Genomic DNA, 13,843 nt, shown 5'->3' on the forward strand with positions numbered 1-13,843 from the left:
CATGTTAAGGGGTTAATTGCGACATTGTTTCATCACAAAAACACACAAATAGATCAATAAAGAAGGTGTTGCCGGTTTTAGCTATTATCCGCCGGCAACCTGTTCGAAACAAATTTATACAGGTATGGTGCCTTATGCGCGCCGCCAGTCCATTTTTTTGCCACGCGCTCCAAAATACCCAGCCCCAGCATTTTACGCTGAAAAGCAGCGCGGATCAGCTTTTTGTTAAGAATGGTTTCGTAGAGCGATTGCAGGTCGCCCATGGTAAATTCCTCGGTCATGAGGTTAAAACCTATCAGCTTTTGGTCAAGCTCGTTCTGCAGGGTTTCCAGTGCTTTATTGATAATTTGCTGATGGTCCTGCATCAGCGCAGGCAGTTCATTCAGGCTGTACCAGTCGCAGCTATCAGATATCTCATCGGGTGTTGGGATAGCCCTGGTAAAATCAACCAGCGCATAGTATCCCACCGAAATAAAACGCTTTAATAACCAGTGATCAGCGGGCGGGTTATAGCCACGGGCCTGCATAATGGCCTTAAGCGGTCCGGGATCATACCGGCTGTAATTGCCAAAAACATAAAACTGTTCCAGGTAAATGTTGGTTAAGGCTGTTCGGCTTTGAAGTACCCGCCGCGCCGCTTCGTTCACATCCTCATTATCATGAATAAAGCCGCCGGGAAGCGCATATAGCCCGGTATTTTTATAAGCCAGCAGCAATACCTTTAACTGGTTGTCATGAAAACCAAAAATAACTGTATCTACAGCAAGACCTGGTAGAAAACCCTCGCCCGCGATGTTATTTTCCAGTTGGTGAAACTCTTTATTCATGTATCGTAACAAAACAAAGGCACAAGTAAATAAAAAAATTGATAGCTATCGAAAAATAATTTATTATTGTAACAAATTGATACAATAAGGATCGAATTCAAAAAATCTCCATCAATTAAACCAGACTAACCAAATACCAGTAATGAAGAAACCAATTTTAGTAATGCTGTTGCTTGCACAAGTTGCCTCGGTAAAGGTAATGGCGCAGCTATCGGCAAACAAAACCGCCATTGAGAACGGCGCGCTTGAGGGTACTCGCGAAGCATCAAACGTATTAAGTTTTAAAGGTATTCCGTTTGCACAGCCGCCCGTGGGCGATTTGCGCTGGAAGGAGCCTCAGCCCGCCAAAAACTGGGAGGGTACATTAAAGGCCGATCATTTTGGCCATAACCCCATGCAGAAGCCCATTTTTGGTGATATGGGCTTTCGTTCATCAGGTATGAACGAAGATTGTTTATACCTAAACGTATGGACGCCGGCAAAATCAGCCAAAGAGAAGTTGCCTGTATTGGTTTATTTTTACGGCGGGGGCTTAATGGCCGGTGATGGTTCTGAGTCGCGCTATGATGGCGAAAGCATGGCTAAAAAAGGCATCGTAGCGCTAACCGTAAATTACAGGCTTGGTGTATTTGGTTTTTTTCGCATCCCGAATTAACTAAAGAATCACCTAACCATTCGTCGGGTAACTATGGGTACCTTGATCAGCACCTGGCCTTGCTGTGGGTACAAAAAATATAGCTGCCTTTGGCGGCGATCCCAAACGTGTTACCATTGCGGGTGAATCGGCAGGGTCTATCTCCGTATCGGTACAAATGGCTTCACCTTTATCAAAAGACCTGATCGCGGGTGCTATCGGCGAGAGTGGCGCGGGTATCAAACCAACACTTTTCCCTATACCATTGGCTGACGCTGAACAAAACGGCCTTAGGTTTGCTGCTAACGAGAAAGCCAATACCCTGGCCGATCTCCGGGCTATACCCGCCGAACAATTGTTGAACGATGCTTTTAAACCTGGTACGCCGCCAATGTCGGCCACTATTGATAATTACTTGCTGCCAAAATCGTTGCCTGAGATCTTTATGGCGGGCCAACAGGCTAAAGTTCCTTTGTTAGTGGGCTGGAACTCGGCCGAAGTACCATTCCAGTTCATGATGCGCGGCGATGCGCCAACGCTTGAAAATTATACCAAAACGCTCAAACAATTATATGGTGACAGGGCAGAGGAAGCATTGAAACTATACCCGGCTGCTAATGACGGGGAAGTGATCAAAGTTGCAACCGACTTGTCGAGCGACCGGTTTATCGTATACAGCACCTGGAAATGGGCCGACTTACAGGTACAAACCGGAGGGAAGCCGGTTTATCGTTACCTGTTTTCACGGGTTCGCCCGGCCATGGTAGCTTCTATGGGGAATGCCACCCCGGGGCTTGCCGGCGGTGTGGTTAAGGGCGATGCCGCAAAACCGGCCCCGAAAATGCCGCCACCTGTGGGTGCTGCCCATGCTTCAGAAATTGAATATGCCATGGGGAACCTGGCCGGGAACAAAACCTATGCCTGGACACCCGATGATTTCAAAGTATCCGAAACCATGGAAAACTACTTTGCCAACTTTATAAAAACTGCCAACCCTAACGGCGCAGGCTTGCCAAAATGGTCGGCAATTAAGGATAACAATCATGTTAAATTTATGAATATTGACGTTAAAAGCGAGGAGATGCCGGAGGTTAACCGGGCGCGCTACCTGTTTTTGGATAAAGATTACATGAAATAAGAAATAAGATTTTTTCAGACAAATGGGCTGGCTCCTGCGAATTTGCGCAGGGGCTTTTTTGTAGATCAATATCATTACATTTATATAATGATATTTAGCCCGGTAAAAAGCGTGTTATCCAAATGGTTGTTAACAGCTATGGTAATGCTTTGCTTTTTTACTTTTTCGGGGCTTACTATCCAAACCACAAATAAGGCAGCTCTTCCCGATACAACTTTGGTTGCCGGTTTTGTAAACAGGGTCTCAAAATCATTATCATATAAAGCTGCTGTTAAAACGGCTAAGCGGAATAATTGTTCAACTTTAATTTCCGGGGATATTAGTCTGCCCGCGTTAAGCTTTTTGCATAGCCTGGAAGCCGATATCAGCATTAAAAAAACTTCTAAATTGTTTATACCCGGCAGGCTCGTTAAACGCGCTCTTTTTAACCAAGCTTTCAAGCCGGATTTAGGCGATGCCGATAGTCCCTTATAGGATAATCCTTCCTTACTGATTATCCGATGTGGTAATCATTTCCATTTTAATTATTTAGGTACAAACCCCAAAGAGGGTAATGCCTGTAATTTATTTTCTGAAATCGAAATGAAAAAACTTAAAAAGTTCACGAGGCTTTGCGGGCTTTTATTGTTTATGATGTTGGCCACTGCCGGGATAGGTTCATTGGGCGTAGCGCCCACTTTAACTAAAGACAGAAAGCTGTTTGTTGATACGCACTCCAAAACAGAATTGGTAGAAAAAGCCGAAACCGACCAATGCATAGCAGATAACTTATTTTAACATGAAGTTGATATCGGCATGGATAACTTGTTAATAGTTATCTTTGCCCTATGAACTATTTTGAATTTTACGGTATCCCTGAATCTTTTAAGGTTGACCAGGCGCTACTTAAGAAAAAGTTTTACGAGCTGAGCAAGCTTTACCATCCCGATTTTTATGCCAATGAGGATGAAACCAGGCAGCAGGAGATCCTGGAGTTATCTACCCTAAATAACAAGGCTTACCACGCGCTTGGCGACCCGGCAAAACGTTTAGAATACATTTTAAAACTGCACGACCTGGTATCTGAAGGGGCAAAACCACAATTGCCTGCAGATTTTTTAATGGAAATGATGGATATCAATGAGCGGCTTATGGAAGTTGATGATGCAACGCACCTGGCTGCCATAACCGCAGAAACACTTGCTATTGAAGGGGATATGAATGAAGAGCTGGAGAAGCTGACCAAAGATTATGAACAGTTGGACGATACTGCGAAGGAAAGCCGCCGGATAGAAATTGCAAATATTTACTATAAACAAAAATATCTGTTGCGAATCAAGGAGAGTTTATCTACATTTGCAGCCCGCTTGTAAGGAAAGACACTTACAACATGCCCAGCTGGCGGAATTGGTAGACGCGCTGGTCTCAAACACCTGTGGGAAACCGTGCCGGTTCGACTCCGGCGCTGGGTACCGAGCCGGAGTTAGTTCTAATTTTAGTTCTAACTCCGGTTTTTTTCTTATGTAACCCGCTGTTTATCTGGAACATAAGTTGTGCCGCGAAGTTCACCTCTCCGGTTCGACCTGAATTTTCAAGAATTATCATTTTTTCGGGATAGATCGAACCGATGATAAACCTTTTTTCTTCCACGCTGCCTCCCTTGTACAAATTTACGAGGCATTTTAGTCTAATCAATGCTTCGTCAACGATAGGACTTAAATCATTTTGTGCTAAACTTTTTGCCTTAACTTCTTTTAATTCTGCCTCGAGTCTTACAATTTTTTCTTCACTCTGAGACTTCATGATTTTATAATCTTGTAAGTCAATATCTTCAGATAAAAGCATTGTTCTAAGTTTAGTTAAAGTATTATTCTGATCGGAAATTTCGGTAATCAGTCGTTTGCGCTCAATTTCAAAATTTTGCATATCGCCAATAGTCACATCACGTTTGTAGCTGAATATTTGTATAAACGTTTTCCAAGTACTTATTATTTAACGGGTTGTCAAAGTATAACCTGATGGGAAAGGTATTGGAGATCGTTTTGGATACGGAACTGCTGTTGCTTGCAATGAAGTCCTCATTTCTTGTAACCTCTATATTAAATGTATAAAAACCGTCACCATTATTGACCACATCCTTGGGATCGTTATCCAGCACGATGTTTTTGATGAACCTTGTACTTTTCAAATGCAGGAAACTGTAAGCCGTATCTAATTTGATATTCGAAAATGATCCTTTCGCAACAGGGCCAAACTTGATCTGTACGATAAGCTTTTTGTTAGGAAGAATGGTCGATGAACTAATAGTTACAGGATCGGGAAGGGTTGTTACCTGGCTCCATGCCTTTAATATCTCGTCTTTTGTCAGAATATTAATGAAGTTGGGCTGCTTGAAAAAGTAAACGTGATAGTTTCGGCTAGATGTGCTAAGCTCGTCTGTTTTTGTCCAGTTCGTATTGTCGATCAAACCGTAGCTCAGGAATGGGAAAGTACCGCTTCCGTTGACGGACGCGGTAAAGGTATTGCCTGATGAATTATCCAGGCCCTGTGTTGAATAGAAGCAAATGCCTGTAAAATTGGATATGATCTGGTCACCGGCCTGCGCTTTACCGTTTGCGTATGTGAGCCATAGATCATACAATGATCCGAACTGTGCGCCATTGATGCTTCCGTCGCGGGCGTTCTGATAGATTGTCGCTAATTGGTTTTCAAAAACGCCGGCGGCGACAGTCAATGACATTTTCTGATCTCTGGAAACATTGGTTTCGTCTTGCAGTTTGCCGCTGATGTAACTCTGAAAGCTCGAGCTTATACTGGCAGTCCCCTTGTTGGTGAATAGGTTGTTCATACTGTAGTTAAGCAGATACGTACTTGCCCCTTCCACGGGTGATGGGATACTGATCTGATTGATATTCCAAATTCCCAATTGTGGGTTTTGGGTATTGATGACGCTTAGGTCTCCATTTCTGATCAGGTATCTGCCTATACGGGTAAGGCTTTAGTTCGAGTAACTGAAATTTGGCAGGACATTTTGCCCGTCGACGAGATGTCGGCGGGTTAAAGTGCCCGACCAGATAGTTCATTAATTGTGAATCCTGTTGGATCGCCTTGGTACGCTGACGGTCATTTTTCCAGGGACACGCAGGTCTGCAATCACCGGTACAGCTCTTTTGCTGGTCCTTTAACAGAATTCCCTCTGATTGCAACGATTTGACCAGTTCATTTTGCAATACCGATACCGCCGAAGTTTGGCCTGCAGCTGTTCCGGCCAACAAAAGTAAAGTTAAAAGAGACCTGGTTTTTTTCATAATTGCGAGTTTAAGTCATTAAATATAAATAAATTATGTTGTAAAAAAAACTTATATTGACGTTAAGCTTTGGTATTATTAGATTTTGGGTTTCTTTTCAATTAAGAACAGATTTTCTTCTTAGAGGCTGTTTAAAAACGGTTCAACATAATTTTATATATTGTCAGATGCTATTACGGTTAAAGTTAATTATTTACGCTTTGACAAAGTTTATTTTAAACCCGTCTATTAGATGGTCACGATTTTAATTATGCGTCTAATTTTTACAACGACTTTAGTACCGCTAAACTCACAGGGACCTGCTGTTTTACTACATTACTTTCATCTTCTATATAAAAATATTTTATTCCTGATTTTTGTGCTGCCTTTATTATTTCTGCGATGTTTATTTGACCGGAGCCGAGTGCGACATCATTTGCTACCGGTGTCGTACCTGTAAGATTTCCTATAACACCTTTCCTTAAATCTTTAACATGCATTAGCTTAAACCTCTCTCCGTATTTTTTTAATAAGTCAATGGGGTTTTTTCCGGCATGGAATGCCCATAATATATCTAACTCAAAGCTGACAAATTCTGGTCTTGTGTTTGCCATAAAATAGTCGAAATATGTGTTTGCTCCATAGCATTGCATATCAAAACCATGGTTGTGATAGCAAAAAGTTAATCCAAATTTTTCTTTCAGTATTTTACCTGCAATATTGAAATCACGTACCGCTTTTTGGGCAACATCTATTGTCAGGTTTGTTTTTTCATGCGGAATCCACGCCATCCGTACAAATGAAGCTCCTAATATTACCGCATTTTGTCCAACCTCACTTGTTTTGTTAGTCAAATCTTCATAGTTAACGCCAAACGATGTACACCTCATACCTCTTTCGTCTAACATTTTTTTAATAGCGGCAGGACTTTTTCCGAAGAGGTTGGAGAACTCAATATTAGTGAATCCTAAAGCTTTTATCGTATCAAGTGTTGCTTCGAAATTTCTCTGGAAGCTATTACGGTAGGTATAAGATACTATTCCTGGTGTTTCTTTTAATGTTTTTCCCTGTATGGGTGTTTCGTTGTACTTTTTCTCCTTTATTTTTATGTTTTTAAAATAAGTTTTGAAGCCATGATCCTGAAGAAGTATGCGGCCTTTTTTATTGATCCCAAAATCAGGTATATCTTTATACTTGCTTTCTTCAATCAGAGATCTAAACATATCGCTAGTTCGATCGTAACTTAACACTAGCACCCCGTTTAACCAATGCTGCACATTAGTTCCGTTAGATATTATTTCTAAGGTGTTCCATTCGCCAATCGGTTTGACTGGTTTGTTATCAATTGCAGGAATTAAATCATATAATGAGGCAATAGTTCTGTTTCCGTTTTTGCCTAGTTTAGCGTCCGGGTGGGTGGCATCATCCAATAACTGATACTCCAGGCCAATAGCAGATCTCGATGTACCGGGAATTGGCTGTTGCGGCTCAACAAAATATTTTACCCCACTGTTGGCACCCTTAGTTAATTTAAAATCAATTTTCAATTCAAAATTATCATACTCCTTAATCGTTACAATATCACCACCATTTGCGGATTCTGCGCCATTTGTAGCTTCTACTTCTAATAATCCATTTTCAATAACCCAGCCCTTATTGGGAAACTGATCAAGAAATGCTCCTTTCCAGCCCTTAGTTGATTTCCCGTCAAATAGCAATTTCCAGCCGTCTTTTTTTCCTGTTTTGTGATTTGATTGTCTTGTGCGGCTGCATTAACATAAATCATAAAAAAACCACCGATTAGAAATAGGGTTAACTTTATTTTTTTCATTTATTATTGGTTTACGAGGTTTGCTTTTAAATTAAGCTATATCTCTGCTTTAGGCATCTTAGGAGCCAACAAACTAAAAATTATCCAAGCAATAATATAGGCCATTGAACATATGATAAACATGATGTAGTAGCCTACTTCTATTTTCCCGAGGTTACTGTAGTAGGTAAGTAAAAATCCAGCAAGTTTAGAAATTAGTACCCCTCCAACGGCACCAACCGTACCGCCGATGCCCACAACTGATGCAATTGCTTTTTTGGGAAACATATCAGATACAGTTGTAAAAATATTGGCCGACCAAGCCTGATGAGCTGAAGCCGTCAGGCCAATAATTGCCACAGCGTTCCAATAATTGAAAGTGCCTAGCCATTGCGCCGCCAACATAGGTAAGGCACAAAGTGCAAATATGAGTAAAGCTAGTCTACGTGCTTTGTATACCGGCCAGCCGAGCTTGATGAGGTGGCCTGACAACCAGCCTCCTATGATGCTTCCAAACATGGCCATGGTATATACCACTGCAATTGGCAATGCCAGGTTCAGTTTGGTCATTCCATATTGCCTGTTTAGGAAAGAAGGAAGCCAGAACAATATAAACCACCAGACAGGGTCGGTAAAAAACTTTAACGCCGCGAATGCCCAGGTTTGTTTATAAAATAATAAGCTTATCCATTTGGTTTTTTGTGTTTCGGCGATGTTAATATTTTCATCGTTAGTAATATATTGGAATTCATCTTTGGATATTTTTTTGTGTTGTTGAGGGGTTTGGTAAAAAACGAACCAAAAAATTAACCAAATAATTCCAATGGCGCCCGTTAGGATAAACGTCCATTCCCATCCAAATTTAATGGCAATAAATGGCACACAAAGAGGGGCAAATATTGCACCTACATTCGTACCGGAATTAAAAATACCTGTGGCTAATGCCCTTTCTTTCTTGGGGAACCATTCTGCTACCGTTTTTATAGCAGCAGGGAAATTTCCCGCCTCACTAAACCCAAGCGCGGATCGGGTTATTAAAAATCCGAAAGTGGATTTGACAAAAGCGTGTGCGATTGAAGCAATGCTCCAAATAAAAAGAGCTAATGCATAGCCTCGCTTTGTACCTATTTTATCAATAATAAAACCAGAGCCCAACATCCCCAGGGCATAGGTGATTTGAAATGCAATTACTATATTGGCATAGTCTGATTCATTCCATCCGAAAAGTGGTTCTAAGTAGTCGTCTTTTAGCAGGCTGATTACCTGCCGGTCAAGATAATTAATAGTTGTTGCAAAAAACACCAGGCAAAGGATGGTCCATCGGTATTGTTTTACTGACTTCTCGGTGTGATATTCTTCTTTTTTCATTTCAATTTAGCGATCACTGCATGTATGCTGTCAGGTAGTGTTATTTTAAATCATGTTCTACCGCCTTGTTAATGAAATAGGCACCGATTTTCCTTGCAACTCAGCGGATAAATAAGCAGTATAAATAGTCGTAATTACGTCGGCGGCCAATTGGCTATCGCTTTCTATGGGTTCTCCGGATATCACAGTTTGATAAAATGCTTCCATTTCCTGTTGATATCCGTTGAACCAGGCTTCGTCCGGCGAAATGAAAGACCAGCCTTGTTTTGTTCTGGTTTTTTCGACCACATAAATATCGGCGAAGTTTGAATCTGAAGGGTTATAGGTTTGCATGGCATTATTAGGCGCAATATTGCATATCGTACGATGGTTATTTGCATGTACTTCAACATAGTTTTTCACACCACCGTGTAACAACTCACAGGCAGTTATATCGGCAATAGTTCCGTCGTCAAATACCAGGTGAACGATTGCGTAATCTTCTACATCTTCATACATGTCTTTCAAATACCCTTCATTTTTAAAACTGGGCATTCGGGTAATGGCATGCGTCCTGGCTGAAACTTCTTTAGGGCGAATTGGTCTTCCGTTTCTTTTTATACCTTCTATCTTTTTTAAATAAATCGATGCGGCCAACGGATGGCTTCCCTTGCCTATTAAAGAGCCTCCCCCGATAATTTCCACTTCCCGTAAGCTAAAGAATGTGATCCTGAGTGGGATTGTTGTGCTTGTATCCACGGTATTTGTGCACCTGTTTTTTCGATGAGCTCTTTTTCCTTTTGTATAGCAGGCGCATATATCCAATTTTCGGCGTACATAATTTTACCCTTGCTCGCCTGCTCTGCCGATAGCATATTTTCAATGCTGTTTAAGGCCAATGTTAATCCATCATTACGGCTAAAAAGATCTCCATTAAAGTTGTCAGAGCCGTCTCCAAAATATCCGGTAAACGGTTTCTCTACAATTGCATGCTTGCCTTTCTTTAAAACATTTATGACCAACTCTTCATGAGTTGAAGGAGGCGTGCAGATATGTAATACATCACAGATTTCAATTAGTGAGTCCAGTGTAGGAAGGCTTTTAATCCCTCGTGCCGTTGTAAATGCCTTCAGCCTTAAACTGTTTGTGGAAAACGCACCTGCTATTTGCAAATTTGCGCAGTAAACTCGTTTTATAACGTTGTAATGAAAGTCTGCCGCAAATCCGGAACCTACAATTCCAACTTTGACAATTTTATTGCTATGATCAATCATTTCGCAGGTATCAGGGCATTTTTAATTGGTTGTACCCATTCATCATTATCCAGATCATAAAGAATAAAGTCGGAATCAAATTGCCAGTAACTCCAGCTCCAGTTTCTGATTTCTGCTTGTCTCGCTACATAATTGGTCCATTTCGCGCGTGAAGCCATATCGGCTTTTTCATAAGCTCCAAACTCGCCCAGCGTTATTGGACGGTTATTTTTTTAGCCCACTGATTTGCCATGTCAAAATCATCCGTCACCGCTTGTTTTTGTTCGTTGGTTCCAGTCCATGTGATGCCGCTTAAGTCTTTGTTTTTTAAGGACCATGGAGCACCCTGATGAGTGAATTGAATAGGACTATAATAGTGGATAGCAACAATGATATTGCTATCTCTTTCAGGTAAAGTCAAATTATTTAGATATTTGATCTGGTTACCATAAACCGTTCCGACAAGCAACGTTCTGTAGGGATTAGACTTACGTATAATATCGTAGGCTTCACTATAAATTTTATTCCACAGTTCGGGCTTCATGTTCGGCTCGTTAGCAATTTCAAACAGGACATCATGAGGATAATCTTTGTAGTGGTCTGCAATTTGTTTCCACATGGATAAAAACATTGATTTGGTACCCAATGGATCTTTTCCCATTGCATTGTGCTCATGAAAATCAACTATAGTCATTAGATTGTTTCTTAAAGACTCTTTTACAGCCCAATCCAACTTTTTAAAGAAATCGGGGTTAATGGTAAAAGTTGAATCGTGCAGAGAAAATTTAAATGGGCTAATGACTATCCTGACATTATCAAATCCAGCATTTTTTATCTGTTTGAAATGTTTGTCTTTCATTCGGGCTTTAGTGGCATCTTTCCATAAGGGGTCATATCCGATTATATTTACGCCTCGGCCCATTTTTGCATTTTGTGCAAATGCATCGCTATAATTTACGGTTTGCTGGGCATATATAGTCTTGCTTCCAGTGGCAATAAACAGTAATGCCAGCAGCAACTGACTTAGGTTGTTGATTTTTTTCATTTAAAGTATTCGGTCAAAGTTCCAGCGTATTTAATTGTAAACTTGTTTAATTGCAGCTTGCAGTTTGTTTAGCATTTCTGGGACAGATTCAAATGGGTCGTAGGGTCTGCCCCGGACTAATAAGGTTTCGACAGGAAGATAACCGGTGTAGCCGCCAGCTTTGATGATTTTGATAAGTTTTAAGTAATCAGTAGGTACTGTGCCTCCTATACCGAACGGGCTTTCTTTTATCTGCCAGTTAATAGCGAATGGCACGACCTTTGAAATATCTTCATAGGGATCTTCTGTTTTAAAATTGCCTGTATCCACAATTAATCCTACCCATTTAGAATCAACAGCTTTTAACACGTAAAGACATTGATCGGCTGTTTGCAACATATCTCCGTGATTTTGGATGCCAATTTTTACACCATAACGTTGGGCATAGGTAGCGCATTGTTTATAGCAATCTATCATCCATCCGGCAACTTCTCCCCATTTGTTTTCATATCCTTTGGGAATGTCTCCTGAAAACACTCTAACCACAGGAGCGCCCATTTTAGAGGCGGCAACAATCCAATCTTTAGCAAGCTGTAATCCCTCTGCTCGTACTTTAGGGTCAGGTGAGGCAAAGTTATTTCTTATACCGGTGCCTGTAATTTTTATACCCAGTTGTGTAGCTTTTTCCTTAAATCTTTTAAGATATTCGTCTGAAGGAACATTAGGATAGGAAGGGAAGAAATAAGCAGTTGGGTCAAGGCCTTTTATATTTTGTGAGGCGCACCAATCCAATAGGTTGAATATGCTGTAAACCGGTTGTTTATCACGATTATCTTTTGCTGTTAATAAATCGCTGAAGGAGTAGGCGTTAAGCGAAGGAATTAATGGATAGAAATTTTTTCTTTGTGCAATGGCTGATATTGGTGATAAAAAAATAGCCAAAATGATTATTTTCAATGCTTTTTTATGGGTACCCATAATTGTTGACTTAATTTGATTAGTGTTCATGCTTTAAATTTTTTCTATGTGTTTTAAAAATTTCCATTGCTAACAAATGCTATTTTTTTGCTGTCTGGCGACCAGCTTGCAACGTTTATTGTTCCTTGTCCGCCATATAAATAGGATATTACTCTTGCTGGGCCGCCTTCAACCGGCATTAACCTTAGGTATACGTGTTCATAAAATGGATGTTTGTCAGCAGGTACCTGGTTTTGGAACGATATAAATACCAGCCATTTATTATCGGGCGACACATGGGGGAACCAATTGTTGAAATCATCGAATGTTAATTGCGTTTGGTTTTTTCCATTAACATCCATGCGCCAAACTTGCATTTTTCCTGTGCGTGTAGAGCAGAAATAAATGTATTTTCCGTCGCGTGAATATTCTGCTCCGTCATCTAGACCGGGGCTATTGGTCAGTCGGATTTCTTTTCCGCCATTTTTTGATATTTTAAAAATATCAAACTCCCCGTTTCGTTCGCCTGTATATAACAAGAATTGGTTATCAGGCGACCAACCATGTAAATATGATGGACTTTTGGTCGTTATTTGCTTTGGAAAACCACCGGTGATGGGTAGCGTGTATACTATTGACCGTCCTTTTTCTTCTAATGCATGGTGACTAATGCCAATTTGCAGTCCATCAAAACTAAGAACATGGTCGTTATTGTTTTTATTAGCAAAGCCGGTGTTTAATAAATTTGCACAACTGTTGTCAAGGCTGAAATTGTATAGGTTACCAGCTTTATTGAATATCAGTGATTTGCCATCTGGAGTCCAGTTAGGTGCTTGCAAAGAACCACTGTCACTTAAAACAACCTGTCGTAGCCCGGTATTGATATCCATAATTTCCAAAGCACTGCCAAGGTATTCTTTGTATTGAACCAGTTCCTTGGGGGCGGTGTTATATATTCGTGTATTGAAAAAATCTGCCTCCTCGGTAAACTTATTGGTATGTGCGCAAATAAAAAGGCCCGCAACCACGTTGTTGCCCAGGTCAATGTTTTCCAGTTTTTGTACCAGGTACTTTTCTCCAAAATGTGACACAGACATCGTGTAATTATTCCCTTTTTTTCTAATTGTAATACATCGGGATACTTGATGGTTAGTTTGATTTCTTTCATCATGGTGTCTGTAGTTGTGCGGTATTGAAGCGATGTTAAGCCGTCACCATGAATGGTTCAGGCTACTACCGGCGAGTTTGCTGCGGTAGAAGTTCTAATCATTAAGCCCGCTTTTCCGTGTGGCTCATGCCCATCACCTACAAAACTCAATTGCGCCTGTATAACGAAATCTCCGGTGATTTTTTTACTCAGAAAAGAAAAACTGTCATGTCCGAACCAGATATTCATACCTGAACCTATTAAACGATAGGCCTGTAGGGGCTCTTGGTAACTCGCGAATCCTTTAATTTGGGTTGTTCCAATATCTATGAATTGGTCAAATGAACCAACTTTAGCTCCTGGGATTTGCGCCTTGGCATTTGAAAGAAATGCAGTCAACAATGTCAAATAAAATAGTTTCGATTTCATTAGGTGATTTG

17 protein-coding genes and 1 tRNA gene are annotated in these 13,843 nt (G+C 40.8%); 5 read left to right on the forward strand and 13 right to left on the reverse strand.

What is annotated here, in order from left to right; genetic code table 11:
• Positions 1–77 precede the first annotated feature (77 nt).
• Complete coding sequence (locus ACRQ5D_RS21705) at positions 78–827, reverse strand: NUDIX hydrolase (protein WP_091167709.1); 750 nt, start codon at positions 825–827, stop codon at positions 78–80.
• Between the two features lie 142 nt (positions 828–969).
• Here ACRQ5D_RS21705 and ACRQ5D_RS21710 point away from each other — a divergent pair, with 142 nt between their 5' ends.
• Complete coding sequence (locus tag ACRQ5D_RS21710; protein ID WP_431200382.1) at positions 970–1,482, forward strand: carboxylesterase family protein; 513 nt, start codon at positions 970–972, stop codon at positions 1,480–1,482.
• A gap of 64 nt (positions 1,483–1,546) precedes the next feature.
• Positions 1,547–2,599 (forward strand): carboxylesterase family protein, encoded by a 1,053-nt coding sequence (locus ACRQ5D_RS21715; RefSeq protein ID WP_432326559.1) that lies wholly within the window; start codon positions 1,547–1,549, stop codon positions 2,597–2,599.
• Positions 2,600–2,679: 80 nt separating this feature from the next.
• Here the strand turns inward: ACRQ5D_RS21715 and ACRQ5D_RS21720 are convergent, their stop codons facing one another.
• A complete protein-coding gene (locus tag ACRQ5D_RS21720; RefSeq protein WP_143020752.1) occupies positions 2,680–2,970 on the reverse strand; it encodes a hypothetical protein in 291 nt (96 codons plus the stop codon).
• A 211-nt stretch (positions 2,971–3,181) separates the two neighbouring features.
• Here ACRQ5D_RS21720 and ACRQ5D_RS21725 point away from each other — a divergent pair, with 211 nt between their 5' ends.
• From ACRQ5D_RS21725 to ACRQ5D_RS21735, 3 genes are all read left to right on the forward strand, one after another.
• A complete protein-coding gene (locus ACRQ5D_RS21725) occupies positions 3,182–3,376 on the forward strand; it encodes a hypothetical protein (RefSeq protein WP_091167703.1) in 195 nt (64 codons plus the stop codon).
• 50 nt (positions 3,377–3,426) lie between these two features.
• The gene (hscB, locus tag ACRQ5D_RS21730; RefSeq protein ID WP_091167701.1) at positions 3,427–3,951 is read left to right on the forward strand and encodes a Fe-S protein assembly co-chaperone HscB; all 525 of its coding nucleotides are present in this window, start codon (positions 3,427–3,429) and stop codon (positions 3,949–3,951) included.
• Between the two features lie 19 nt (positions 3,952–3,970).
• Positions 3,971–4,050: transfer RNA gene (locus ACRQ5D_RS21735), tRNA-Leu, on the forward strand.
• Between the two features lie 470 nt (positions 4,051–4,520).
• Here the strand turns inward: ACRQ5D_RS21735 and ACRQ5D_RS21740 are convergent.
• The 11 genes from ACRQ5D_RS21740 to ACRQ5D_RS21790 form a co-directional block, all read right to left on the reverse strand.
• A complete protein-coding gene (locus tag ACRQ5D_RS21740) occupies positions 4,521–5,426 on the reverse strand; it encodes a hypothetical protein (protein WP_143020751.1) in 906 nt (301 codons plus the stop codon).
• 7 nt (positions 5,427–5,433) lie between these two features.
• A complete protein-coding gene (locus ACRQ5D_RS21745; RefSeq protein ID WP_432326562.1) occupies positions 5,434–5,886 on the reverse strand; it encodes a hypothetical protein in 453 nt (150 codons plus the stop codon).
• A 263-nt stretch (positions 5,887–6,149) separates the two neighbouring features.
• Complete coding sequence (locus ACRQ5D_RS21750; protein ID WP_431200385.1) at positions 6,150–7,583, reverse strand: family 16 glycoside hydrolase; 1,434 nt, start codon at positions 7,581–7,583, stop codon at positions 6,150–6,152.
• Between the two features lie 149 nt (positions 7,584–7,732).
• Positions 7,733–9,043 carry an MFS transporter gene (locus ACRQ5D_RS21755; protein WP_091167694.1) on the reverse strand — a complete coding sequence of 437 codons (1,311 nt, stop codon included), beginning with the start codon at positions 9,041–9,043 and terminating at the stop codon, positions 7,733–7,735.
• Between the two features lie 57 nt (positions 9,044–9,100).
• Positions 9,101–9,727, reverse strand: coding sequence for a hypothetical protein (locus ACRQ5D_RS21760; RefSeq protein WP_431200386.1), 627 nt, complete (start codon positions 9,725–9,727; stop codon positions 9,101–9,103).
• Entirely contained in the window at positions 9,700–10,296 is a 597-nt protein-coding gene (locus ACRQ5D_RS21765; protein WP_431200387.1) for a Gfo/Idh/MocA family protein, read from the reverse strand. Before ACRQ5D_RS21765 ends, ACRQ5D_RS21760 begins: the two co-directional genes overlap by 28 nt.
• Positions 10,293–10,454, reverse strand: coding sequence for a hypothetical protein (locus ACRQ5D_RS21770; RefSeq protein WP_431200388.1), 162 nt, complete (start codon positions 10,452–10,454; stop codon positions 10,293–10,295). Before ACRQ5D_RS21770 ends, ACRQ5D_RS21765 begins: the two co-directional genes overlap by 4 nt.
• A gap of 35 nt (positions 10,455–10,489) precedes the next feature.
• The gene (locus tag ACRQ5D_RS21775; RefSeq protein WP_431200389.1) at positions 10,490–11,320 is read right to left on the reverse strand and encodes a glycoside hydrolase family 5 protein; all 831 of its coding nucleotides are present in this window, start codon (positions 11,318–11,320) and stop codon (positions 10,490–10,492) included.
• A gap of 30 nt (positions 11,321–11,350) precedes the next feature.
• The gene (locus ACRQ5D_RS21780; RefSeq protein WP_091167685.1) at positions 11,351–12,307 is read right to left on the reverse strand and encodes a sugar phosphate isomerase/epimerase family protein; all 957 of its coding nucleotides are present in this window, start codon (positions 12,305–12,307) and stop codon (positions 11,351–11,353) included.
• Between the two features lie 23 nt (positions 12,308–12,330).
• Positions 12,331–13,353, reverse strand: coding sequence for a TolB family protein (locus ACRQ5D_RS21785; RefSeq protein WP_431200390.1), 1,023 nt, complete (start codon positions 13,351–13,353; stop codon positions 12,331–12,333).
• Positions 13,354–13,481: 128 nt separating this feature from the next.
• A complete protein-coding gene (locus tag ACRQ5D_RS21790; protein ID WP_218134410.1) occupies positions 13,482–13,832 on the reverse strand; it encodes a hypothetical protein in 351 nt (116 codons plus the stop codon).
• Positions 13,833–13,843: the final 11 nt, after the last annotated feature.

It is taken from the genome of Mucilaginibacter sp. P25 (assembly GCF_050859465.1).
GTDB lineage: Bacteria > Bacteroidota > Bacteroidia > Sphingobacteriales > Sphingobacteriaceae > Mucilaginibacter > Mucilaginibacter gossypii.

Bases quoted from the DNA above. Each gene is read 5' to 3' on its own strand.
- ACRQ5D_RS21705 (WP_091167709.1), bottom strand. From the start codon at position 827: ATGAATAAAGAGTTTCACCAACTGGAAAATAACATCGCGGGCGAGGGT.
- ACRQ5D_RS21710 (WP_431200382.1), top strand. From the start codon at position 970: ATGAAGAAACCAATTTTAGTAATGCTGTTGCTTGCACAAGTTGCCTCG.
- ACRQ5D_RS21720 (WP_143020752.1), bottom strand. From the start codon at position 2,970: ATGCTGATATCGGCTTCCAGGCTATGCAAAAAGCTTAACGCGGGCAGA.
- ACRQ5D_RS21725 (WP_091167703.1), top strand. From the start codon at position 3,182: ATGAAAAAACTTAAAAAGTTCACGAGGCTTTGCGGGCTTTTATTGTTT.
- hscB (WP_091167701.1), top strand. From the start codon at position 3,427: ATGAACTATTTTGAATTTTACGGTATCCCTGAATCTTTTAAGGTTGAC.
- ACRQ5D_RS21740 (WP_143020751.1), bottom strand. From the start codon at position 5,426: ATGAACAACCTATTCACCAACAAGGGGACTGCCAGTATAAGCTCGAGC.
- ACRQ5D_RS21745 (WP_432326562.1), bottom strand. From the start codon at position 5,886: ATGAAAAAAACCAGGTCTCTTTTAACTTTACTTTTGTTGGCCGGAACA.
- ACRQ5D_RS21755 (WP_091167694.1), bottom strand. From the start codon at position 9,043: ATGAAAAAAGAAGAATATCACACCGAGAAGTCAGTAAAACAATACCGA.
- ACRQ5D_RS21765 (WP_431200387.1), bottom strand. From the start codon at position 10,296: ATGATTGATCATAGCAATAAAATTGTCAAAGTTGGAATTGTAGGTTCC.
- ACRQ5D_RS21770 (WP_431200388.1), bottom strand. From the start codon at position 10,454: ATGGCTTCACGCGCGAAATGGACCAATTATGTAGCGAGACAAGCAGAA.
- ACRQ5D_RS21775 (WP_431200389.1), bottom strand. From the start codon at position 11,320: ATGAAAAAAATCAACAACCTAAGTCAGTTGCTGCTGGCATTACTGTTT.
- ACRQ5D_RS21780 (WP_091167685.1), bottom strand. From the start codon at position 12,307: ATGAACACTAATCAAATTAAGTCAACAATTATGGGTACCCATAAAAAA.
- ACRQ5D_RS21785 (WP_431200390.1), bottom strand. From the start codon at position 13,353: ATGTCTGTGTCACATTTTGGAGAAAAGTACCTGGTACAAAAACTGGAA.
- ACRQ5D_RS21790 (WP_218134410.1), bottom strand. From the start codon at position 13,832: ATGAAATCGAAACTATTTTATTTGACATTGTTGACTGCATTTCTTTCA.